This is a genomic window from Rhodanobacter sp. UC4448_H15 (assembly GCF_052978265.1).
In genome coordinates this window covers 2,082,488-2,105,929 of the sequence record NZ_CM129665.1, presented here as the reverse complement: position 1 = coordinate 2,105,929, position 23,442 = coordinate 2,082,488, and the positions used below count along the sequence as shown (strand labels likewise).

The following is a 23,442-nucleotide window of genomic DNA, read 5'->3' as shown; positions in this document are numbered from 1 at the left end:
GACCGGCCGCTTCGCCGTCATTGAGCCCCTGATTTTTGTTGTCCCTCGCCTGCGACGATTTGCCGCAACACTGAACATGGTCGCGCCGTTTTTCCGGTCAGGTCAACACCCGCCCCCGCGAGGCAGCGCCTCAGTCCAGCCCCAGCGACTCCCGCGTGAGCACGGATGCGCCGCGCGGGTGGCCTGCAGGCGTGGGCACGCTGGTCGGCCAGCCAGCCCCCTCGTACAGATGCGCCCACAATCGGTCGAGGGCGGCGTAGCCGTAGGGCAGCAGCGGCAGATGGCGCTCGCCGAAGCCTGGCAGCGGCAGGAACGCATCGAAATGCTGGGCGTGCGGCACCTTCCAGTACAGCAGCCGACGGCCCTCTTCGCGCAGCCAGGCGACATAGGGTTCGGAGGTGAAGGCGGTCGGCAGCAGGCCGTCGTCGGCACCGTGCACCACCCACAGCGGCAAGTCGGCGCGTGGCAGCTTGGCCGCCGTGGCAGCAATGGAGGCCTGCAGCATCTGCGCGGCCGGCTCGTCGCCGGTCCACAGCGCGCGCAGGCAATCCTCGCCGAGCAGAGTCGGATCGGGCGACACGTTGACGCCGCCGAACAGCCCCACGCCATTGCCGGGAGGAATGCCCGAGGCGTCGGCCCACCACGCCGCGCGCGCCATCGGATCAGTCACGCCCGGGAGGGCACCGGCACCCATCGGCGCGTAATGGAACCCGCATGGCATGTCGGCAGGGCCGCGGCGCAGATAGGCCGAGGCGTAACCGGCGGTGACCACGCGCCACAGGTCGAACGCGGTGGTGCTGGCCGCGGTGGCCATCGCCGCGTCGTTCCAGCCACGCTGCTGCAGATAGTGGCGCGCCTGCGCCGACTGCTCGGCCAGCGTGCTGCCTTGCAGCTTGCCCTGCGCGCGCAGGCTGGCGCAGCGCAACGACCACGCCGGCGGCGGCTGACGGGTTGCCCCGCGCGCCATGGGCGTGTCGTCGAAGCGGGCGTCGGCAAGCGCGCATGGCAGCCAGATCGCCGCCTCGGTCGCGTAGTCGTACAGCGGCCGGCCGCCGTCCGCGGCGTAGACATTGGGTTCCAGCGCCACCACGCCGGCGAAGAACCCGTCATGGTCGAGCCCCGCCGCCTGCAGCACCGCGCCGCCGCCATTGGAGATGCCGGTGGCGATGATCTTCGTGTTCTGCGCCGTGAACGGCGCCTCGCCGGGATAGGCGCGGTCGAGCATGGCCAGGCCGAACTGCGCGGCCTGGATCACGTCGCGGCCCCAGTCCGCCTCCGGGTTGTCGCCGGAGTGCGCGTGCTTGACCGCGATGCCCGTGCCGGCACCTGCCGGCGGCGGCTCGAACTCCAGTTCCTGCTCGCCGCGTTTCGCACGCCGGCCGTCCAGCGCCACCCCGCTGTCGTCGGAATAATCGAAATAGCCCGAGCCGGTGCCCTTGTCGGTGTACGCCACCGCGCAACCGCGCGGCAAACCCCACGCGCCGGCCACGGCGATCGCGCCGTAGATGCCGCGCGAACCGGACGAGGCGGTCACCACCAGGCAGCGCTTCGCGTGGTCGAATCCGTCGGGCAATTGCAGCAGCACCCGATGCGGCGAACGCGCCCCCGGCAGCCGAGCGAACATCTGGTACTCGCGCCCCGGCACGTCCGGCACGCCGCCGTACACGCGGCCGTAGCCGCCCAGCGGGCCGAGATCGGCGATGCCTTTCCAACTGGCCTGGATCGCCCAGCGGCGCAGCTCCGCCGCGGTAGGCGCCAGCGGATTGGCGAACGGCGCCGGCAAGCCTGCCAATCCGCTCAGGCCCAGGCCGGCGCTGAGCAGGTCATCGTGGCCGCGGTGCTCGGTGGCAAGCACTTTGCCCAGTTCCAGCTCATGCATCTTCGCCCCTCGCGTGGTCGCCCCTTCGACACAAGCGGACAGCATGACGGAAACCAGCACGCAGATGCACGGCGCGGCCAACCAGCGAAGGGATGCATTCATTGCCACACCATAAGCAGGCACGCGACGCGTTGCCATCGTACGAAGGTCCAGCCTCGCCGCCACGGCAACTCGACGCCGGCAGTTCGTCCGGCTACCTTGGCGCTCATGCCGAGTCTGTTGATCGCCGACGACCACCCGCTGTTTCGTGCCGCGTTGCGCCAGGCCGCCGAGCACAGCCTGCCCGACTGCACCGTGCGCGAGGCCACCAATCTGGCCACCGCACTGGCCGCGTTGCGTGCGGACCCGGACATCGACCTGGTGCTGCTCGACCTGCACATGCCGGGCAGCCACGGACTGACCGGGCTGGCCGCGGTGCGCGGCCAGCATCCGGCGGTTGCCGTGCTGGTGGTATCCGCGCACGACGAACCGCACGTGGTGCGCCGCGTGCTCGACCACGGTGCCGCCGGTTTCATCTGCAAGAGCGCCAGCCCCACCGAGATCGGTGCAGCGATCCGGCAGGTGCTCGACTGCGGCAGCTGGCTGCCCGCCGCACTCGCCGACGCCGTCGCCGCCCTGCCCGCCGATTCCACCGACACCGATCTCGCCGGCCGGCTGGCCCGGTTGACTGAACAGCAGTCGCGGGTGCTCGCCCTGCTCGCCGAGGGGCTGCTGAACAAGCAGATCGCCGACCGGCTCTCGATCCAGGAACGCACGGTGAAGGCGCACGTCACGGCGATCTTCGAGAAGCTGCGGGTGCGCAATCGCACGCAGGCCGGCATGCTGTTGCGATCGCTCGACCTGGGGGAGCCAGGACGGGTGGGATAGCCGCACGCGGCGACACCACGCCACGACATCGCCCTTGGCGGGATTCCATCCGTGGCCGGCCAGGCGCACACTGCGCGCGCCCAGACCGAGACGCCTCTGCCCCGTTCCCGGAGGATGGGCGCTACCTCATGATCTCGTCCCCTGCGCCGGCGGGTTCGCCCGCCGCACGTGACTTCATCCAGCAGAAGGATGTCAATCATGAATCTGTCGCGTCGTCTTCGTCTCGTCGTCCTGGCTCTCGTCGCCTTCGTCTGCGGAATCCTGTGGCCGGGCCTGCTGACCGGCGCCCAGGCGCGCGAAGCCACCCCGATGCAAACCATCGCCGGCCTCGGCAGCATCTCGTTCCCCACGTCGACCCATTCGACGGCTGCGCAAACCGCCTTCCTGCGCGGCGCGCTGCTGTTGCACCTGTTCGAGTATCCGGATGCCGCCAAGGCATTCCGCGAGGCCCGGCAACTGGACCCGGGCTTCGCCATGGCCTGCTGGGGTGAAGCGATGACGTACAACCACGGCATCTGGAACCAGCTCGATGCCGATGCCGGTCGCGCGGCACTCGACCGGCTCGGCCCTACCCCGGCCGCGCGCGCCGCCAAGGCGCCGACGCCGCGCGAGAAGGCCTATCTCGCCGCCGTGGAAATCCTGTATTCCGGCCACGGCACCAAGCCGGAACGCGACGCGCAGTACGACCAGGCGATGGAGCGATTGGCCAGGACCTGGCCGCATGACAACAACGCCCAGCTCTTCCACGCGCTGGCGCTGATGGGACGCAGCGAAGGCGTGCGCGACATCCCGGCCTATCTGCGCGCCGGTGCCATTGCCGAGCGCATCTTCCGCCTGAACCCGCAGGACCCCGGCGCGGCGCATTACTGGATTCACGCGATGGACGATCCCGCGCACGCCGCCGGCGCGCTCGAGCCTGCGCACGCGCTGTCGAAGATCTCGCCCGAGGCCGCCCACGCCCAGCACATGACGTCGCACATCTTCATGGCGCTCGGCTTGTGGGATGACGTGGCGAAAGCCAACGAGGTGGCGATGCGCGTGGTCAATGCCCAGGCCAAAGCCGCCGGCCGCCCGCCCGCCGAATGCGGTCACTACATGGAGTGGCTGGAGTACGCCTACTACCAGCAGGGTCGTTTCCGCGATGCTGAAAGGGCGCTGCAGGCATGCCGGCAGTCGATCGAGTCCTCGATAGCCTGGGCCAACGCCCACGCCGACCGGCTGGCCACGATGCAAAGCACGCCGACGAAATTCGCGCAAATGCTCAACAAGTCGCTGTTGCAGATGCGCGCGATCGCCGTGGTCGAATCCGGCGACGGCAACGGCCCGGCCGCGCACACCACGGTGGATACGACCGGCATGGGCCCGGACGCCGGCTGGAACGATTTCACCGAGGGCTATGCCGCGATCGAACGCCACGACCTGCCGGCTGCGCAGAAATCGCTGGCCGCGCTGTCGGCCCGGCACGCCGGCAGCGAGACCTCCGGCGACGCCCAGACGACCAGCTACCTGGCCATCCTCCGGGAGGACCTCGGCGGCATGCTGGCGATCGGCGAGGGCAAGCCGCAGAGTGGCCTGGATGCCATCCACCGCGCAGCCCGCCGCTACGAAACACTGGCGTTCGACTTCGGTCCGCCGGTGCCGATCAAGCCGCCACACGAACTGCTGGGCGAACAGTTGCTCAGGCAAGGCAAGGCGACCGAGGCGCGCGCGGCATTCGGGACCGCACTGAAAAGCGCACCCCGCCGCACCCGGTCCCTGCTCGGCCGCGCCCGCGCGGAATCGGCCAGCGGCGACACCGCGGCAGCCACCGCCACCTACAAGGAACTGATGACCATCTGGCACAGCGCCGATGCGGGCCTGCCGGCGCTGGCCGAAGCGAAGGGGTTCGTCGCGGCACATCCGTGAATGCACGGCGTCCCGCCGCGATCCCCGTCACGTACCAACACGCACTCAGGCGAAATGCGTGGCATCGACCTCGCTGCTTGCCGGCGCCATGAAATACTCGTGCAGGTATTTCTCGCCTTCGTCGCAGAACACCGTCACCACCGTATTCAACTCGGGGAAGTTCTTGCGGATGCGCTGCGCCGCCAGCATGTGCGCGCCGGAGCTGGGGCCGCAGAACAGGCCGTGGCGGCGTGCCAACCGTTTCATCTCGGCCACCGCATCGACGCTGGATACCGACAGCACCTCGTTCACCAGGCTGGCGTGGCGTTCGAAGATGCCCGGCACGAAGCCGTCGGAAATGCCCTCGATGGTGTGCGCGGCGATCTCGCCGCAGAGGATCGTGCACGATTCGGATGGCTCCATCGCGAACAGCCGCACATCGGGATTGACCGCGCGGAACGCCTGCCCCACACCGATCAGCGTACCGCCGGTGCCCACGCCGAGCACCAAAGCATCGGGCACGCAGCCGGCGGGCAGCTGGGCAAGGATCTCCGGGCCGAGGATCTCGCGGTTCTCCTCCACGTTCCATTCCGACTCGAACTGGCTGGGGCAGAAATAGCCGGGCTGCTGGCCCAGCTCCTTCGCCCGCGCCAGCGCCTCGTTGACGTGGAAATTGCCGCAGAACAGCACCTCGGCGCCGAATGCGCGGGAGATCGCCACGCGCTCGCTGGACAGCCCCTCGGGCATCACCACCTGCATGCGGTAGCCCTTCACCGCGGCCACCATCGACAGGGCGTTGCCGGTGTTGCCGCTGGTCGCCTCCACGATGGTGTCGCCCGGCTTGAGCAGGCCTTCGCGCTCGGCGCGCTCGATCATGTACCTGGCGATGCGCGCCTTGATCGAGCCGGACGGGTTGAGGAACTCGATCTTGGCGTAGACGCCCTCGATGTTCAGCAGCGGCGTGTCGCCGATGGCGTCGAGGATGGTGTCGGAGACCGTGGCAAAACGGGCGCTCATCTCAGTGGCCCTCGTGCGCATGCTGCATCACGTCCAGCGCCAGCGCGGAATGCGCATAGGCGGCGCCGGCGCGCATTTCGGCGGCGACCCAGATCGCCTCCATGATCTGCTGTTCGGTGGCGCCCTGCTTGAGCGCCTCGGCGGTATGGCCCTTGATGCAGTACGGGCATTGCGTGGTGTGCGCCACCGCCACCGCGATCAACTGCTTGGTGACGTCGGGCAAGGCGCCGTCGGCGAACACGGCGGCACTGAAAGCCTTGAAGGCCTGCAGCGGTGCGGGCGCCAGCTCGCGGCGCTTGCGCGCCAGTTCCACGGTGGAGGGGGGATACATGGGTGACTCCATGGGGTTTGCTCCTGTTCGTTTCTCGGACGCGCACGCCCGCTCGCCCTGCGGCGACCGGACGCGCGGGGTCGGGTCGATCGCCTCAGAGTGGCGGCCGCGATGTGCCGAGCACCCAGCCGGGCGGATCGCTGGCGGGAAAGCTCTGCGCCAGTTGCTCGTCGATGCGTCGTTCGCGCCGTTCGCGCGACTGGCGCGCATCACCCGGCGTTTGCCGCCGCACGTCGGATTCCGCTGCCCTTCTGCATCGTTTCATGGTTGTGCACCCGGCATGGCGCCAAGCGGGCGTCGCGTACCCTCACCTTAGGCGCGGCCGCATGACGCAGCGCTGATCCACGTCAGGGAATGGCTGGATCGCCGGCATGATGGGCGCGCACCGGTGAAAACACTGTGGTCGCGCCGGCCACGCGCGGCGGCAGCGATCAACCGTGCGACGGTGCGGCCGGCTGCATGTAGGTCGGCGTGTTCGCATAGGGCGCGGGCACCTCCCACATGCGCGCGGCGTAGAACACCGCCCAGGCCACCACGAACAGGCTCAGCACCCACACCCACACCGGGATCGACGAACGCGCCTCGGCGCGGCGCGGATCAAACGGATCGTCCGTGCTGAACGCATCCACGTGCAGTTGCAACTCGCCGCGCCGGGTCGAGCCCGGACGCAGGCCGGAGACCAGGATGCCGGGACCGTTCTGCACGACGAACGGAATCTCCTCGATGCCTTCGGCACCGCCCTGGTCCTCGGCACAGACGATCAGACGATGCGGACCGTCGCTCAGCTGGCGCGTATCCAGCGTCAGCGAGGTGGGCAACTCGCGATCGATCACCGGCTTCGGGTTGTCGTCGATGTAGATGCGCACGTGCGGCTTGGCCATCACGGATACCTCCCTCACCGATCCGGCCGCAGGATGTCGTTCTTGCAGTGGCGCGGATCCTTCTCGCCGGGCCGGAAGATCATCCAGAACATCGCGACGAAACAGCCGATCGTGATGGCACCGGCGATCCCGATGATCGCGATGTTGCCCCACAGCGGCCCGGTCATGTGATGCATGTCATTGCCCCTTCGCGCGCACAATAGCGACCTCGGCCGGCGTGACCGGCTTGGCGTGGTTGCCCCACGAGCTGCGCTCGTAGTTGACGATGTCGGCAATGTCCGCGTCGCTCAGCTGGCCGGCGAACGGCGGCATGGCGCTGTCGTATTTCACGCCGCCGATGATGACGCCGTGCGCGCCCTGCAACACCGTGTGGATGTGCAGGGTCGGGTCCTCATCGTCCACCGCGGCATTGCCCTTGAGCGGCGGAAAGGCGCCGGGGATGCCGGTGCCGGTGGCCTGGTGGCAGGCGGAACAATTGGCGGTGAACAACGCCTCGCCCTTGCTCGCCACGTACTGGTACGCACCGGCCGGAGCAGTCGCCGGCGCAGGTCCGGCCTTCGCCATCGGCGCCACGTTCGTCGCGCCGCCCATGCTGCCGTTCATCGTGTAACCCGGGATCGGTGTCTGCTTCAGGGACAGCAGATAGGCAACCAGCGCCCTGGCCTGCGGCGTGGGGATCACCTTGCCCGTCTTCGGCGCGAAGCCTGCCGGAACCGGCACCGCGGTCTCGCCGGGCGGCACCTCGTCCACCACGCGGAACAGGAACTTGAAGTTCGGCATGATCGACTCCGGCACCACCGCACGCGGATCGAACAGATGGATGTATTGCCACACGTCGCTCGGCTTGCTGGCGCCCAGGTTGGCGAGATCCGGGCCGGTGCGTTCGGAACCCAGCAACTCCGGCGTCTGGTAGACGAAGTCGCCCGGGGCGGAAGGCCGGCCGAACACCTTGTCCTCGTCCAGCGGGCGTACCTGTTGCGTGTGGCAATAGCTGCAGCCGTTGGCGACGAAAACCGTGCGGCCTTCCGCCTGCAACGCGGTCAGCGGTTCCACGCCCGGGCCCGCCGGTGTGCCGGACAAGTCGATCGCGGGCAGCACCGCCACCAGCAGAACGATGACGATGTAGATGCCCAGCGCCCCGCCGGCGATCAGCAGGAGTTTTTTCATGCCGCGACCTCCCCGGTGGCGTCGGCATCGAGCACCGGCGAGGCGGCATTGCCGGGCTGGCCCGAGGTCATGCGCCACACGTTCCACGCGAACACCAGGTGCGAGCCGAACATCAGCATCCCGCCCACGCCACGCCACACGTAGTACGGCTGCATGTCCACCACCGACTGGATGAACGGGAGGCCGTGCAGCCAATCCAGTCCCTGCACCGTGCCGCCGATCGACAGCGAGATCACGTAGATGAAGCTGCCTACCAGCGCCATCCAGAAATGCGCCGCCAGCCCGATGCGTCCCGCGGTCTTGCCGGTGGCCAGCGGCAGCAGCGCGTAGATGCCGCCCCACAGCGCGAACGTGACGAAGCCGTACATCGTCAGGTGCGAATGTCCGACCGTGAAGTTGGTGAAGTGCCAGATCGCCTGCATCGAGCGGAACGCCTCGACCGTGCCCTGGGTCGAGCCGAACAGATAACCGATCACCCCCACGAAGATGAACATCAGCGGGTAGGAATGGATCATGTCGCGATAGCGCCCGCGCATGGTCAGCAGATAGTTCGCGCTGCCGCCCCACACCGGCACCAGCATCGCCACGCTGAACACGATCGCGGTGGTCTGCAGCCACCACGGCAGCGGACTGAACAGGAAATGGTGCGCACCGAGCAGCGGATAGAACAGCAGGTTGGTCCAGAACGCGAACACGCCCAGCGCGTAGGAATAGATCGGTCGGCTCAGGATCTTGGGTATCGCGTAGTAGAACGTGCCCAGTGCCAGCGGGGTGAACCACATGCCGACCGCGTTGTGCATGTAGAAGCCGGAGATGGCCACCTGGCCCAGGCCATGCTGGTACCACGGCAGCACGCCCACGGTGGCGATCACGCAGGTCCACAACACGCCGGCGATGGTGTACCAGTTGGAAAGATAGATGTCCTCGCTGCTGCGCCTGAGCACGGTGCCGATGAGGTTCCATCCCGTCACCAGCAAGGCGGCCAGGAAGATCAGCCGGATCGGCCACGGCCATTCGCGATATTCCAGATCGCCGTCGTTGCAGCCCAGGTCCAGCGCAATCGTGCCGGCGATCGCGGCGAGGTTGAACAACGCCAGTCCGAGCCACGCCAGCCGGGTGCTGTACAGGCGCGTGCCGCAGCTGCGCGCGGCGATGTAATACGCCACGCCGACCAGGCCGATGCTGGCCCAGCCGTAGAACGTCGCGTTGGTATGGATCGGCCGCAGGCGACCGAAAGTCAGGTATTTGGCCGCCCAGAAGTCCGGTGCGCCGAACTTGAACGCCAGCAGCAGACCGACTGCCGTGGCAATCACCAGCCAGATCGTGGCGGTGGTGACGTACGCCGTGAATACCGCCGTCAACGCACGGTCGTCTTCCACCTGTCCGATCGCGCGGGGTGCCGCTGCGCTTGCCTGCATCGTTCCATTCCGTCGAATCCGGTATGGCGCCCACCCGGGCGTCGAGCCCCGTGACCATAGGCCTCGATCTCCGGTGCGGCATTGATCCAGATCAGGTCTCGCCGGCAGTGGCGCCGCAAGAATCGCCCGGCTGCGACGCGGTGGGCGAAGGCGCCGTGCCCGCGCTGACGGCGCGGGTACGCGCAACTTGTTGCGCCGCATGTACACCGCGCGCACCGAGGCGCAACAGCGTCTGCCGCAGTGCCAGCGGCTTGAGCGGCTTGTACAGCACGCCCGCGCCGGCATCGAGCAGTTGCTGGCGCAGTTCGCCGTCGCGGTCCGCGGTGAGCATCACCGTGGGTACGTCAGGGTGACCTGCCGCGAGTTGTCGCCAGACATCCAGGCCGTTCTGGCCGCCATCCAGATGGAAGTCCAGGATGTTGACGTCCGGCCGCCACGGCACCGCCAACGCCTGCGCCGCGTTGCGCGCGGCGTGCACCTGCCAGCCCCAGCTGGCCAGCAGCGTGGTCAGCGCCGCCAGCGCCGCCGGTTCGTTGTCCAGCACCAGCGCGCGGCCCGCCGGCAGCGGCCGCATGGTGTCGGGAGAGGGCGCGCGGTGCGGCGTGGGCGGTGCCAGCGGCACCTCGAGATGGAACACGCTGCCGTGCCCCGGCGACGAGCGCAGCCCGAGCGGATGGCCGAGCAGGTCCGCCATGCGCTGTGCGATCGACAGGCCCAGCCCCAAGCCCTGCCCTCCGGCCGTACTGCCGCGACGGAACTCCTGGAAGATCAGTTGCTGCTCCTCCGGCGCAATGCCGCCACCGGTATCCCACACCTCCAGCCGCAGCATGGCGCCGCGCCGGCGCGCGCCGAGCAGCACGCGGCCGTGGCCGGCATGGCGCAGCGCGTTGGACAGGAAGTTCTGCAGCACCCGCCGCAACAGCTGCGGATCGGACTGCACCCATGCCCGTGTACTCACCACGCGCAACCGGACATCGCGATCGGCGGCCATCGCGCGAAACTCGGCGCCGAGCGGATCGAACACTTCGGCCAGCGCAAACGCGCGCAGCTGCGGATGCAGGCGGCCACCCTCCAGCCGCGCCACGTCGAGCAGCCCGGTCAGCAAGCCCTCGGTGGCGGCGAGCGCGCCGTTGAGGTGCTGCGCCGTGCGGCTGTCGCCACCGCGCTCGGTCAGCGCATGCGCGAACAACTGCGCCGCATGCAGCGGCTGCATCAGGTCGTGGGTGACCGCGGTGAGGAAGCGGCTCTTCGCCTCGTTGGCCGCCTGCGCATCCGCCGAGGCCAGCGCCAGCGCGCGGGTGCGCTCGTCCACGCGCAATTCCAGCGTTTCGTTGACGCGCTTGAGCGCCGCCTCGGCCTGGCGGAACGCGGTGACGTCGGTGAAGGTGGCCACGAAGCCGCCGCCGGGCATCGGATTGCCGCGGACCTCCACGATCCTGCCGTCGGGAAAACGGCGCTCGGACAAATGCCGGGTACCCGCGCGCATGTGCTCCAGCCGGCGCTGCACGCGTGTCTCGACCGCTCCGGGGCCGAGCATGCCGGCCGCGATGTTGTGGCGGGTCAGCTCGGCGACCGGGCGGCCCACCCGCAGCATGCCCGGCGGATAGTTGAACAGGCGTGCATACGGCGAGTTCCACGCCACCAGGCACAGCTCCGCGTCGACCACGCAGATGCCTTGGCTCATGTTCTCCAGCGCCGCGCCCAGCACGCGCTGGTTGAAGCGCAAATCCTGCGCCGCCTCGCCCACGATCGCGACCACCGTATCGAGCTCCTCGCGGCCCTGCCGATGGGCCACTTCCAGCAGCAGGCGCGCCGAGGCGGCGCCGATCACCGCGGCCAGCTCGTGCTCCACCTGGTTGACCCGCGCGGTGCCGGAGGAGCCGCTGGCTGGCGCACCGTCGAACAGATGCTCGACACGCTCCGGCGGCAGGAAGCGCGCCGCCAGCGCACGCAGTTCGGCGACGTCGACATGGCCGACGCTGACCGCCCGTCCGCCCTGCCCGTAGCGCGAGCCGGCAACGGCCAGCATCACCGCCGCGTTCGCCGCCAGGCTGACCACCACGGCGCGACCGAGACGGTTCCAGTCGCCCAGGCCGAGCAGGTCGTCCGGCGCCAGCCAGTGCATGCCGAACGGCCCGTCGCGCAGCCACGGCAGCGACGCCGGCAGCAGCGCCGGCAGCACCGCATAGATCCACACCACGGTGCCGGCGGCCAGCCCGGCCATCACCGCGCGCGAACCCAATTGCGGCCGGTACATCGCCGCGAGCACGGCCGGGGTCAGACCGGCCAATGCCGAGAACGAGATCGCGCCGATGTCGGCCAGCGCCTCGTTGCGCGCCAGCAGGCGGCTGTAGGCCCAGGCCAGCAGGATCACCACCACGATCGCCACGCGCCGGTAATTGAGCAGCGCCCCGCGCAGGTCGACGCGCTCGCCGCGCCCCCAACCCGAACGCACGCGCAGCGGCGCGATGAAATGGTTGACCACCATCAGGCTCAGCGTCAGCGTGGCGATCACCACCATACTGGTCGCCGCGCTCAGCCCGCCGAGAAAGGCGATCAGCGCCAGCCCCTGCCTGCCCTGCGCCAGCGGCAGCGCCAGCACATACATGTCCGAGGACACCCCGCTGGGGCCGAGCAGCGCGTCGCCCAGCCGCGCCAGCGGCAGGATCGGCAGCGAGATCAGCAACAGGTACAGCGGGAACAGCCAGCGCGCCGTGCGCAGGTTGCCGTCGCTGCGGCACTCCACGATGCCGGCGTAGAACTGGTGCGGCATGGTGAACATCGCCAGCGCACCGAGCAGGATCAAGGCCGGGAACCCGCCGCTGTCCGGCGGCGTGGGCACATGCGCAGGCAGGTTCGTCGGCAGCGCGGCAAACAACAGGCTGCCCAGCGCCAGCATTGCGCCAAGCTTGAACAGCGACTCGAACGCCATCGCCAGCACCAGCCCGCGATTGTGCGCCATGGTCGAGGCGCGCCGCGTACCGAACAGCATCGCGAACAGCGCCATCAGCAAGGCCACGTACAACGCGCTGTCCTGCCACGGCTCGGATTCGGCCAGTTGCCCCTGGCTGAGGATGCCGTAGCTCATCGCCACCGCCTTGAGCTGCAGCGCGATGTACGGCACGATGCCGATCACCACCACCGCGGTGACCAGCGCCGCCAACCCCGAATGCCGGCCCAGCCGCACCGCGATCAGGTCGGCCAGCGAACCGGCGTTGTACTCGCGCACCAGCTGCACCATCCGGCCGAGGAATTTCAGCGCGAACAGGTACATCACGATCGCCCCCACGAACGTCGGCGGCAGCCACCAACCGGAGCGGCTGGCCTGGGTGACGGTGCCGTAGAACGTCCACGAGGTGCAGTGGATCGCCAGCGACAGCGCATACACGATCGCCCATCGCTTCTCGAATATGTGCGGCTGCCGCTCGCCAAGCAACGCCACCCCGAACAGCAGGCCGAGCCAGCACAGCGCAGCGATGGCAATGACGCTGGCGCTCAGCATGGTTTTTGCGCCCTTGCTTGCGGGCGTGGCCCCGGCCGCGATACTTCTGCCGCGGTGTGCACTGTCTTCAAGGCAAAGAGCCTCCTTGCACCTGCACCTGTAGGAGCGCACTTCTGCGCGATGTCCTTGACTCCATCCGAAGCCAACAGCGTCCGATCGCCGGCCCCTGTAGGAGCGCACCCTGTGCGCGATGCTCTGGCTCGTGACACCGGTGAAGCGAACAGCGGTCGATCGCCTTCGGCGACCGAGTCACTTTGAGCAAAGGCATCGCGCACAGGGTGCGCTCCTACAAGGACGGGCGGGCGGCCAGTCTCCGTTTTGCACGGAACCAAAAGTTTTGCACGGAACCAAAAGCATCGCGCGCGAGCGCGCTCCCACGATACCGTCGAAGCCATCCGCATGGGGGGACATCAATGCCCGGCAGGCAAACCCAGCGCGTGCACCGCGTCCACCAGCCAGCGCAACTGCACGCCCTGGCGTGTGTCGTAGTCGGCTCCCGAATAACCCCACCAGTCCCAGCATGCCTGCGGATTCAAGGGCGCGAAACTTGCGCGTGTCTGAGGATATAGCACGGCCACGTCGTAGACGTCCGCCCAGCGATTGAAGCCCGCGTCCTCGACGAAGGCCTTGCCCACGGCGTCGGCATTCTGCTTGCAGCCGTGGAAGGCCACCATCAGGCCGCAGGGCTTGCCGGCGATGCAGGCCGGCGGCAGATAGACGTATCCGGTGCTTGCCAGGAACGCGTCGGCGCCCCCGGGGCGCAGCGCATCCTGGTCGAACGTGCGCAGCTCGCCGCGTGCCGCGGTGGCGGCATGCGCCGGCTCGCCGAACATCCGCGCGAAAATTTCGCCGGCGGCGTCGAAGCCGCAGTGGCCCAGGTACGGCGCCACCGACTTGTCGCAATCGTCGCCGCTGCCGGCCACCGGCAGGTTGTGCGCAAACGCACGCTGGCCGTCCTCGTGCACCTGCATGCCGTCCAGGCCGGGCGTGCCGTCGCGCAACTGCTCGTAGAAACGGGCGCCGGCCTCGGCCACGGCCGGGGCGACCAGGGCGTCGTCCTTGCCATGCAGCAGGTAGACGCGGGCGCCGGCGAGATCCTTCAGCGGACCGATCCGGCCGTCGGCCGAGCGCTCACGGGCACTGGCCACCAGTTTGGCGACATCGGGCGCCGGCACTCCCTTCATGCAGGCGCTCAGCGCCACCGCCAGCTGCCCCCCGGCACAACCGTACGGGCCGCCGGCGACCAGCGCGGCATCGGGAAACAGATCGGGATACGCGAGCTGCGCCTGGCCGGCCATGTAGGCCCCCGAGGAAAGCCCCACCACCGCGACGCGGGCGGGGTCGATCGCCAGATGCGGCAGGCGCCCGGCGGTGTCGGCGGCGCAGGCGCTGCCGCTGCCCAGCAGGGTCAGCAGCAGCAAGCGGTTGAACCATCGGCTGTTCATGGGTCTGCTCCGTCGAATGGTGGGCCTGCCGGCCGGGAAGCGGCGGATCGCCCCTGCCCACCGCTGCGCCGCAGGCCATGCTTGCCCGTGGTGCAGTGGCGGTTGGCCCGGCGCACCGGGACCCGGTGCGTTCCGCTCAGAAATTGTACCGGGCGCTGAAGTACCAGTTGCGTGGCGCGCCGTAGTAGGCGGTCTGGATGTTGCCGACGCTGGAGAACTCCTGGCCGTCGGTCTTGTAGACCTTGTCGCCGAGGTTGCGCACGCCGGCGCGCAGCTGCCAGTGCCCGTCGACCGAATCGAACACGCCGAACACGCCGGTGACCGTGTACGCCTGCTGCATCAGCCCGTCGCGGTTGTCGACGCTGAGCCAGGTGTCGCTGCGATACGAGGCGTCGGCGCCGAAGGTCAGCGCGCTGCCGCTGGGCAGGCCGAAGGTGTGCGCCAGCGCCACGCGGGCGGTGAACTTCGGCGAGAACGGCACGTGGTCGTGCAGGTCGGCCAGGCTCGGGTCGTACTGCGTGCGGGGGTCGACGAACTTGTCGTAGCGCGCATCCATCCACGCCAGCTGCGTCGAAAGCCTGGTGCCCTCGCCCAGCACGGCGGCGCCCTCGAACTCCAGGCCGTCGATCTTCAGCTTGGCGGCGTTGAGCACCGGGAAGCTGAAGGCCGGCGTGGCCGAGCCCGGGTTCTGCACCTCGGAAACGCGCGCCTGGAAGTCGGTGTAGTTGGAGTGGTAGGCGGCGAAATTGCCCTGCAGCCGGTTGTCGGCCGAGCGCATCTTCAGGCCCAGCTCGTAGGTCCACACGTACTCGGGATCGAAGGTCGGGTCGGCCGCTTCCGCCGGATCGTTGGCGCGGCCGTTGAAGCCGCCGGACTTGAAGCCGCGGTTGACCGAGACATAGCCCATCGTCTGCGGCGTGAACTGCTTCTCCAGGCTGAGCGACGGCGTGACCGCGCTCCACGACTTGCTGGTCGGCTGGATCACCGCCTGCGGGTCCTGGCTGAACGCCTGCAGCGGCGCGCCGAAGAACGCGCTGGTGGTGCGCCAGTAGTCCTTCGTTTCGTGGGTGTAGCGCACGCCGGCGGCGAGCGTCCAGGTCGGCACGAACTCCCAGTTGAAATGCGCGAAGCCGGCCCAGCTCTTGTTCTCCAGCTTGTCGTCGATCGTGCGCAGGAAATCCACCGGCAGCGTGGCGAAGCGCAGCAGGTCGTCGGCGTAGGCCTCTTGGTGCGAGGGCACCTTCTCGTCCAGGTAATACAGGCCGTACACGGCCTGCAGGTTGCTGCCGTTGTCGTACTGCAGCTGCAGTTCCTGGCTCAGCTGTTTCTGATGGAAATCGACCAGCACGTCGCCCAGTTCCAGCGTGGTGGCGTCGATGTCGATGAAGGAATTGCTGTGCAGCTTGCGCCACGCCGTGATGCTCTTCAGGTCCCAGCGGTCGGCCAGGTGCCAATCCATGTGCAGCGACGCGCCGTAGTGAGTGAGCTTCTGCCCGTGGCCGGGGCCGAACGAGGTCGCGCCGTGGAAGTCGTACTTGCCGGCGGGCGGCGTGTAGAGCAGCACCTGGCCCAGTGCGAGGTCGGTGGCATACAGCGGCGCGGTCGCCTCACCCAGGGTCAGCTTGGTGTCCTGCTTGGTGTAGTCGGCCGACAGCGTGGCGCTGAAGGCGTCACTGGGTTGCCACTTCAACTTGCCGCGCACGGCCTTGGTGTTGTCGTTGTTGTATTTCTGGCCGGTGGCCGGATCGGTGACGTAACCATCGGTGCGCGTGTAGACGCCGGCCAGATTGCCCGACACCGTTGCGCCGAGCGGCCCGGAAACATAGAAACGACCCTCGCGCCGGCCATAGTTGCCGACCGTGCCCTCGATCGAGCCCTCGGGCGTGTTGCTCGGCTCTTTGGTAATGATCTTGATCGCGCCGCCGGTGGAGTTCTTGCCGTACAGCGTGCCCTGCGGCCCGCGCAGCACCTCGACGCGCTCGATGTCGAACAGGCTGAACAGGGCGCCCTGGATGCGCGAGTAGTACACGTCGTCGACGTACATGCCGACGCCCGGGTCGAAGGTCTGCAACGCGTCGGGCTGGCCGATGCCGCGGATGAACACGTTCACCGAGGAGGACGAGCCACGGCCCTGCACGATGTTCATGCCCGGCACGGCTCCCTGCAGGCCGTCGATGTTGTTCGCCTGCAGATCCTTCAGATCCTCGTTGGTGAACGCGCTGACCGCCACCGGCACCTTCTCCAGCGCCTCGCCGCGACGCCGCGCGGTGACCGTGACCGCTTCCAGCTGTGTCGCCTCGGCCTGCTTGGCGGCCGCCGGCTTGACCGTGCCTGACGGATCCGTGACCTGCTGCGCCTGCAGCGGCGCCATCAGCGCGAAACCCAGTACCAGACCGATCGCCGAGCTCAGTTGCGTGCGTTTCATGACGTCCCCTTGGCGGTGAATGCATCGCTCGCGCGGATGCTGAATGCAGATCAGCTTAGGTGCCCGTGCAAGCCGGGGCACTCGTACCTTCGTACAGTGCCCGCGCCCTGGTGCCTCCGGGATACTCGACGCCTGTCGCATTGACGAGGCTGGGGAAATCACGGATGGCATTCTTGATCGTGCTGGCTGCGCTGTGCTTCCTGATGTTCGCGGCCTACCGCGGCTACAGCGTGATCCTGTTCGCCCCGATCGCCGCGCTGGGCGCGGTGCTGCTGACCGAGCCGGCGCTGGTGGCACCGATGTTCACCGGCCTGTTCATGGACAGGATGGTCGGTTTCCTCAAGCTGTATTTCCCGGTGTTCATGCTGGGCGCGGTGTTCGGCAAGCTGATCGAGCTGTCGGGGTTCTCCAAGTCGATCGTGGCGGCGACGATCGGCCTGGTCGGGCGCAGCCGGGCGATCCTGTCCATCGTGCTGGTGTGCGCGCTGCTGACCTACGGCGGCGTGTCGCTGTTCGTGGTGGTGTTCGCGGTCTACCCGTTCGCGGCGGAACTGTTCCGCGCCAGCGACATCCCCAAGCGGCTGATCCCCGGCACCATCGCGCTGGGCGCGTTCACCTTCACCATGGATTCGCTGCCCGGCACGCCGCAGATCCAGAACATCATCCCCACCGCGTTCTTCGGCACCGATACCTGGGCCGCGCCGTGGTTGGGCACGATCGGCGGCATCTTCATCCTGGTCGTGGGCCTGGGCTATCTCGACTGGCGCCGGCGCAAGGCCGCGGCGGCCGGCGAGGGCTACGGCAGCAACCTGGTCAACGAACCGGAGCCGTTCGACGCCACCCGCCTGCCGCATCCGCTGATCGCCCTGCTGCCGCTGGTGCTGGTCGGCGTATGCAACAAGCTGTTCACCGACTGGATTCCGCACCTCTACGGCGAGACGCAATCGTTCCTGCCCAGCGTGGTCGGCAGCGCCAGGCCGGTGGTGCAGGAGGTGTCCAAGGTCGCCGCGATCTGGGCGGTCGAGGGCGCCCTGCTGGCAGGCATTCTTTGCGTGCTGGTGTTCGCCTGGCGTGCAGTGATGGGGCGGCTGGCCGCAGGCACTCAGGCGGCGGTCGGCGGCGCCTTGCTGGCCTCGATGAACACCGCCTCGGAGTACGGCTTCGGCGCGGTGATCGCCGCCCTGCCCGGCTTCAAGCTGGTGGCCGACGCGCTGCACACCATTCCCAACCCGCTGGTCAACGAGGCGGTCACCGTCACCGCGCTGGCCGGCATCACCGGCTCGGCCTCTGGCGGCATGAGCATCGCGCTGGGCGCGATGGCGGAGACCTTCATCCACAACGCGAACGCCGCCGGCATCCCGATGGAGGTGCTGCACCGCGTGGCCGCGATGGCCTCCGGCGGCATGGACACCCTGCCCCACAACGGCGCGGTGATCACCCTGCTGGCGGTCACCGGGCTGACCCATCGCCAGTCCTACAAGGACATCTTCGCGATCACCGTGATCAAGACCCTGGCCGTGGCCGTGGTCATCACCGCGTACTACCTGCTGGGCGTGGTCTAGCGCACTCCGCCCGCGCCGCCCGCCGCTTGAACCCCGGGACGAAGCCCGCCTCGGGCGATGACCGACCCGTGCCACCGGCCGTTCGCCGAGGCGGGTGGTGTCGCGTGCCTTGACCGGCTGTCGCACGGGTGCCCACACGCGGGCGCACAAACCCGTATAATCGACCGGTTAACCCTCAAATTACCCACGTGGTGGCTGCACGCGCCACCCGAGTCGATCCCATGTCCATAGAAAATCTGCGCAACATCGCCATCGTCGCCCACGTCGACCACGGCAAGACCACGCTGGTGGACTGCCTGCTCAAGCAGTCCGGCACGCTGAACGAGCGCACCGTGCTGGCCGAGCGTGTGATGGATTCGAACGACCAGGAAAAGGAACGCGGCATCACCATCCTGGCCAAGAACACCGCCATCACGTGGCGGGGCAACCGCATCAATATTGTCGACACGCCCGGACACGCCGACTTCGGCGGCGAGGTCGAGCGCGTGCTGTCGATGGTCGACTCGGTGCTGATCCTGGTCGACGCGATGGACGGCCCGATGCCGCAGACCCGCTTCGTGACGCAAAAGGCGTTCGCGATGGGCTTCAAGCCGATCGTGGTGATCAACAAGGTCGACCGCCCCGGTGCGCGCCCGGAGTGGGTCGTCGAGCAGGTATGGGATCTGTTTGACCGCCTCGGCGCCACGCCCGAGCAGATGGAGTTCCCGATCGTCTACGCCTCGGCGCTGAACGGCTACGCCGGCCTGGACGAGAACGTGCGCGAGGGCGACATGACCCCGCTGTACGAGGCGATCATGCAGCACGTCAGCAAGCCGGACGTGGACCCTGACGGCCCGTTCCAGATGCGCATCAGCCAGCTCGACTACAACAACTTCGTCGGCGTGATCGGCATCGGCCGCATCCAGCGCGGCACCTTGAAGAAGAACATGCCGGTGGCGGTGATCGACCGTCACGGCAAGAAGCGCCAGGGCAAGGTGCTGCAGGTGCTCGGCTTCCTCGGCCTGGAGCGGATCGAGCAGGAAACCGCCGAGGCCGGCGACATCGTGGCCATCTCGGGCATCGCCGACCTGACCATCTCCGACACCATCTGCGCGCTGGACACGCCCGAAGCGCTGCCTGCGCTGACCGTGGACGAACCGACGATCTCGATGACCTTCCAGGTCAACAATTCGCCGTTCGCCGGCAACAAGGATCTCTCCGGCGGCAAGTTCCTCACCAGCCGCCAGCTCAAGGACCGGCTGGAGCGCGAGCAGGTGCACAACGTGGCGCTGAAGGTGGAGCAGGGTTCGGATGCCGACAAGTTCCTGGTCTCCGGCCGCGGCGAGCTGCACCTGTCGGTGCTGATCGAGAACATGCGCCGCGAAGGCTACGAACTGGCCGTGTCACGCCCGGAAGTCATCATCAAGGAGATCGACGGCCAGAAGATGGAGCCGATCGAGCAGTTGGTGGTCGACGTGGAGGAAATCCACCAGGGCGGCGTGATGGAGAAGCTGGGCATGCGCAAGGGCCAGCTGAAGAACATGGAATCCGACGGCAAGGGCCGCGTGCGGCTGGATTACGAAATCCCGGCGCGCGGCCTGATCGGCTTCCAGAACCAGTTCAAGACCCTGACCCAGGGCTCGGGCCTGCTGTTCCACGTGTTCGACCACTACGGCCCGAAGGAAGAAGGCCAGATCGCCAAGCGGCAGAACGGCGTGATGATCGCCAATGCCGGCGGCACCACCCCCGCCTATTCGCTCGGGCCGCTGCAGGATCGCGGCAAGCTGTTCGCCGCCGAGGGCGACAACGTGTATGAAGGCCAGCTGGTCGGCATCCACGCCAAGGACAACGACCTCACCGTCAACGTGATCAAGCCCAAGCCGCTGACCAACATGCGCGCCTCGGGCAAGGACGACGCGATCCAGCTCACCCCCGCGATCAAGTTCACCCTGGAACAGGCACTGGACTTCATCGACGACGACGAGCTGGTCGAGGTCACCCCGAAGGAAATCCGCCTGCGCAAGAAACACCTCACCGAGATCGACCGCAAGCGCGCCTCGCGCAGCTGAGTGGTCATCTCGTGTGATTGAACGGAAGGCCGCCGCGAGGCGGCCTTTTGCTTGCCGGCGGCCGCGTCATCTGCAGGAGCGCACCCTGTGCGCGATGCTCTTCGTCATGTAAGGGAAAGCACTGGGTAGGGCGGGCACTGCCCGCCGACCGCCCTTTCCGGCGCGCCGATGGCGGGCGGTGCCCGCCCTACGACGTGCGGAACTTCAGCCTCGCGGATCGTAGTCCGCGAAACTCTTCCGCAAGACCTCATAGGCCTTGCGCTGCGCATCGCTGTCGGCCGCCGGCGTGCGGATGGACAATTCCACCAATTGGTCGCCGGGATTGTTGCCCGGCATGCCGCGCCCCTTCAGCCTCAGCTTGCGGCCTGACTGCGAGCCGGCGGGGATGCGCAGGTCCACGGTGCCCGCCAGCGTCGGCACCGGTACGGTCGCGCCCAGCGCGGCTTCCCACGGCGCGATCGGCAGCACGTGGACGACATTGCGACCGTCGAGGCGAAAGCGCGGGTCGTCGCGGATGATCACTTCCAGCAGCAGGTCGCCCTTGGGTCCACCGCCCATGCCCGACTGACCCTGGCCCGAGAGACGGATCACCTGGCCGCTCTGGATGCCGGCGGGGATCTTCACCTCGAGCACGCGCTCGCCGCCGGACGAATCGTGCATGGCCAACCGCGTAGGGCCGCCGTCGAAGGCGGTCTGCAGGTCGATCTGCACCGAGGCCTGCACGTCCTGCCCACGCCGCGGCCGCGGCTGGCCGCGATGGCCGCCATGCGCAGCGCCGCGACCGAACAGGCTTTCGAAGAAATCGCTGAAATCACCGGCGTCGCCACCGAAGCCCTGTTGCTCCTGCCAGCCCGGCGGCGGGCGGAACTGCTCGCCCTGGCGATAACCGCCGGCGCGCAGCTGGTCGTAGGAGCGCCGCTTCTCGGCGTCCTTCAACACCTCGTTGGCTTCGTTGACCGCCTTGAACTTCTCCTCGGCGCCCGCGTCCTTGTTCTTGTCCGGGTGGTACTTGCGCGCCAACTTGCGATACGCCGCCTTGATGTCGGCCTCGCTGGCGTCAGGCTTGACGCCGAGGATCTCGTAATAATCTTTGAATTCCACACCCGCTCCTATTCGTCGGTACCGCAGCCCGAAAGGCTGCGCCCCGCCGCGGAGCATTATCCACGACGGGGCGGGTCTTCATACCGCGTTGCGTGTGCAGCGCAGGTCAGTTGCCGGTGTCGATCGCGATGCGACGCGGCGTGGTTTCGGGCTTCTTCGGAATCGCGATCTCCAGCACGCCGAAACGGCCATGCGCGCTGATGTTCTCCGCGTCGGCGCTTTCCGGCAGCGAGAAGCGGCGATGGAAGGTGCCGTAGACGCGCTCCTGCCGGGTCAGCCTGCCGCCGTCCTTTTCGTTGTCGACGGTGCGTTCGCCCTTGATGGTGAGGATGCTCTTGTCCATGCTCACCTCGATCGTGGACGGGTCCACGCCGGGCACGTCGACCAGGATCATGAAGCGCTTGTCTTCCTCGCGGATGTCCACCCGCGGCGCCCACTGGCTGGTTTCCACGGTGGACTGGTCATTGTCGCCGGCGCCGAAAAAGCGGCTCATGACCTGGCGGAAATCGTCCGGCGTACCGAACTCGCGGTTCCACACGGATTGACGGCTCACGTTCATTTCAGTGCCTCCTCTGACGGGTTTGCGGCGTGATCGCCGCCTGCTCCGGAAATAGGTGCTCGCCGCGGCGATTCAAGGCACCCGACCGCCAAAACCACTAGCATGCAAGCGTTGTTCACCATTGAGCGATCCATGACCATCCAACCCGGGGACACCCTGCCCGACGTCGCGATCAAGATGATCGACGGCGACATCCGGCCCGTGCACACAGGCGCGCTGTTCGGCGGACGCAAGGCCGTGCTGTTCGGCGTGCCTGGCGCGTTCACGCCGACCTGCTCGAACCATCACCTGCCCGGCTACGTGGCGGCGTTCGCCGAGTTCCAGGCGCGCGGCATCGCGGTGATGTGCCTCGCGGTCAACGACGCCTACGTGATGCAGGCGTGGGCGGCTGCGCAGCACGTGCCGCGCGGGTTGCTGATGCTGGCCGACGGCAACGCCAGCTTCACCCGCGCGCTGGGCCTGGAACTGGATGGCAGCGACTTCGGCATGGGCATCCGCGCGCGCCGGTTCGCGCTGTATGCCGAGGATGGCGTGGTGCGGCAATTGCAGCTGGAAGCGCCGGGCGAACTGCGCGTGTCCACCGCCGAGGCGATGCTCGCGGCGATCGGCAAGGCGCCGGGTGCACCGCACGGCGGCTGATATGCTGCGCCGATGGATATCGTCAACAACCCTGCCGTGGCCCGCATGGCCGAGCGTTTCCGTGGTTTCCTGCCGGTCGTGGTCGACGTGGAGACGGGCGGCTTCGATGCCGAACACGATGCGCTGCTGGAAATCGCCGCGATACCGCTGCGCATCGACGAGGCCGGCTTCCTGAGCACCAAGGAGCTGGTCACCACCCACGTGGAGCCGTTCCCCGGCGCCAACCTCGATCCCCGTTCGCTGGAGATCACCGGGATCGATCCGGACAATCCATTGCGCGGCGCCCTGCCCGAACGCCAGGCGCTGGACCACGTTTTCCAGGTGGTGCGCGAGGCGGTGCGCGAGGCGGGTTGCCAGCGGGCGATCCTGGTCGGCCACAACGCCGCCTTCGACCTGGGCTTTCTCAACCAGGCGGTGCGCCGCTGCGGGTACAAGCGCAATCCGTTCCATCCGTTCAGCTGTTTCGACACGGTCAGCCTGGCCGGCCTGGCCTATGGCCAGACCGTGCTGAGCAAGGCGGTACTGGCGGCGGGCTTGACCTTCGACAGCCGCGAGGCGCATTCGGCCGTCTACGACGCCGAGCGCACCGCCGAGCTGTTCTGCAGCATCGTCAACCGCTGGCGGCAACTGGAGCTGGTGGAACGGGCGAGCCTCGACCTCGGCGCGTCCGGTGCGCGAGGTGGCGACGTCCCGATCGCCTGACGGGCCACCCGCGGA

General features: G+C 68.2%; 19 protein-coding genes. 6 read left to right on the top strand and 13 right to left on the bottom strand.

Annotated elements, in window-relative coordinates:
* Nucleotides 1-130: 130 nt before the first annotated feature.
* Nucleotides 131-1,981 carry a 3-hydroxybutyrate oligomer hydrolase family protein gene (locus tag ACVCMI_RS09430; RefSeq protein WP_447099024.1) on the bottom strand — a complete coding sequence of 617 codons (1,851 nt, stop codon included), beginning with the start codon at nucleotides 1,979-1,981 and terminating at the stop codon, nucleotides 131-133.
* A gap of 105 nt (nucleotides 1,982-2,086) precedes the next feature.
* Here ACVCMI_RS09430 and ACVCMI_RS09425 point away from each other — a divergent pair, with 105 nt between their 5' ends.
* Nucleotides 2,087-2,746 (top strand): response regulator, encoded by a 660-nt coding sequence (locus ACVCMI_RS09425; protein ID WP_447099025.1) that lies wholly within the window; start codon nucleotides 2,087-2,089, stop codon nucleotides 2,744-2,746.
* 198 nt (nucleotides 2,747-2,944) lie between these two features.
* Nucleotides 2,945-4,651: a hypothetical protein gene (locus ACVCMI_RS09420; protein WP_447099026.1), complete on the top strand. Its 1,707-nt coding sequence runs from the start codon at nucleotides 2,945-2,947 to the stop codon at nucleotides 4,649-4,651.
* 45 nt (nucleotides 4,652-4,696) lie between these two features.
* Here ACVCMI_RS09420 and ACVCMI_RS09415 read toward each other — a convergent pair whose 3' ends face one another.
* The 10 genes from ACVCMI_RS09415 to ACVCMI_RS09370 all read right to left on the bottom strand — a co-directional run bounded on the left by ACVCMI_RS09415 (nucleotide 4,697) and on the right by ACVCMI_RS09370 (nucleotide 16,816).
* Complete coding sequence (locus ACVCMI_RS09415) at nucleotides 4,697-5,647, bottom strand: PLP-dependent cysteine synthase family protein (protein ID WP_447099027.1); 951 nt, start codon at nucleotides 5,645-5,647, stop codon at nucleotides 4,697-4,699.
* Between the two features lies 1 nt (nucleotide 5,648).
* The gene (locus tag ACVCMI_RS09410) at nucleotides 5,649-5,990 is read right to left on the bottom strand and encodes a carboxymuconolactone decarboxylase family protein (protein WP_447099028.1); all 342 of its coding nucleotides are present in this window, start codon (nucleotides 5,988-5,990) and stop codon (nucleotides 5,649-5,651) included.
* Between the two features lie 82 nt (nucleotides 5,991-6,072).
* A complete protein-coding gene (locus tag ACVCMI_RS09405) occupies nucleotides 6,073-6,243 on the bottom strand; it encodes a hypothetical protein (protein WP_395118232.1) in 171 nt (56 codons plus the stop codon).
* Nucleotides 6,244-6,409: 166 nt separating this feature from the next.
* Nucleotides 6,410-6,859, bottom strand: a complete 450-nt coding sequence (locus ACVCMI_RS09400) for a cytochrome C (protein WP_395118230.1) — start codon at nucleotides 6,857-6,859, stop codon at nucleotides 6,410-6,412.
* A gap of 14 nt (nucleotides 6,860-6,873) precedes the next feature.
* Nucleotides 6,874-7,026: a hypothetical protein gene (locus ACVCMI_RS09395; RefSeq protein ID WP_395118228.1), complete on the bottom strand. Its 153-nt coding sequence runs from the start codon at nucleotides 7,024-7,026 to the stop codon at nucleotides 6,874-6,876.
* Between the two features lie 10 nt (nucleotides 7,027-7,036).
* Nucleotides 7,037-8,026 carry a cbb3-type cytochrome c oxidase subunit II gene (locus ACVCMI_RS09390; protein WP_447099029.1) on the bottom strand — a complete coding sequence of 330 codons (990 nt, stop codon included), beginning with the start codon at nucleotides 8,024-8,026 and terminating at the stop codon, nucleotides 7,037-7,039.
* A complete protein-coding gene (locus ACVCMI_RS09385; protein WP_447099030.1) occupies nucleotides 8,023-9,444 on the bottom strand; it encodes a cbb3-type cytochrome c oxidase subunit I in 1,422 nt (473 codons plus the stop codon). The genes ACVCMI_RS09390 and ACVCMI_RS09385 overlap by 4 nt, the downstream gene beginning before the upstream one ends.
* A 91-nt stretch (nucleotides 9,445-9,535) precedes the next feature.
* A complete protein-coding gene (locus ACVCMI_RS09380) occupies nucleotides 9,536-12,946 on the bottom strand; it encodes a PAS-domain containing protein (RefSeq protein WP_447099031.1) in 3,411 nt (1,136 codons plus the stop codon).
* A 410-nt stretch (nucleotides 12,947-13,356) separates the two neighbouring features.
* Nucleotides 13,357-14,391, bottom strand: a complete 1,035-nt coding sequence (locus tag ACVCMI_RS09375; RefSeq protein WP_447099032.1) for an extracellular catalytic domain type 2 short-chain-length polyhydroxyalkanoate depolymerase — start codon at nucleotides 14,389-14,391, stop codon at nucleotides 13,357-13,359.
* Between the two features lie 136 nt (nucleotides 14,392-14,527).
* Complete coding sequence (locus tag ACVCMI_RS09370; protein WP_447099033.1) at nucleotides 14,528-16,816, bottom strand: TonB-dependent receptor; 2,289 nt, start codon at nucleotides 16,814-16,816, stop codon at nucleotides 14,528-14,530.
* Nucleotides 16,817-16,980: 164 nt separating this feature from the next.
* On the opposite strand from ACVCMI_RS09370, the gene ACVCMI_RS09365 reads away from it, so the two are divergent.
* A complete protein-coding gene (locus tag ACVCMI_RS09365; RefSeq protein ID WP_395118216.1) occupies nucleotides 16,981-18,378 on the top strand; it encodes a GntP family permease in 1,398 nt (465 codons plus the stop codon).
* 221 nt (nucleotides 18,379-18,599) lie between these two features.
* Entirely contained in the window at nucleotides 18,600-20,426 is a 1,827-nt protein-coding gene (typA, locus tag ACVCMI_RS09360) for a translational GTPase TypA (protein ID WP_447099034.1), read from the top strand.
* Nucleotides 20,427-20,630: 204 nt separating this feature from the next.
* Here the strand turns inward: typA and ACVCMI_RS09355 are convergent, their stop codons facing one another.
* Both ACVCMI_RS09355 and ACVCMI_RS09350 read right to left on the bottom strand, forming a co-directional pair.
* On the bottom strand, nucleotides 20,631-21,527 hold the full coding sequence (locus ACVCMI_RS09355) for a DnaJ C-terminal domain-containing protein (RefSeq protein WP_447099035.1): 897 nt from the start codon (nucleotides 21,525-21,527) through the stop codon (nucleotides 20,631-20,633).
* A 106-nt stretch (nucleotides 21,528-21,633) separates the two neighbouring features.
* On the bottom strand, nucleotides 21,634-22,086 hold the full coding sequence (locus ACVCMI_RS09350) for an Hsp20/alpha crystallin family protein (RefSeq protein ID WP_395118210.1): 453 nt from the start codon (nucleotides 22,084-22,086) through the stop codon (nucleotides 21,634-21,636).
* A 132-nt stretch (nucleotides 22,087-22,218) separates the two neighbouring features.
* On the opposite strand from ACVCMI_RS09350, the gene ACVCMI_RS09345 reads away from it, so the two are divergent.
* Together ACVCMI_RS09345 and rnt are read left to right on the top strand one after the other, a co-directional pair.
* Nucleotides 22,219-22,725 (top strand): redoxin family protein, encoded by a 507-nt coding sequence (locus ACVCMI_RS09345; protein ID WP_447099036.1) that lies wholly within the window; start codon nucleotides 22,219-22,221, stop codon nucleotides 22,723-22,725.
* A gap of 12 nt (nucleotides 22,726-22,737) precedes the next feature.
* Complete coding sequence (gene rnt / locus ACVCMI_RS09340; protein WP_447099037.1) at nucleotides 22,738-23,427, top strand: ribonuclease T; 690 nt, start codon at nucleotides 22,738-22,740, stop codon at nucleotides 23,425-23,427.
* Nucleotides 23,428-23,442: the final 15 nt, after the last annotated feature.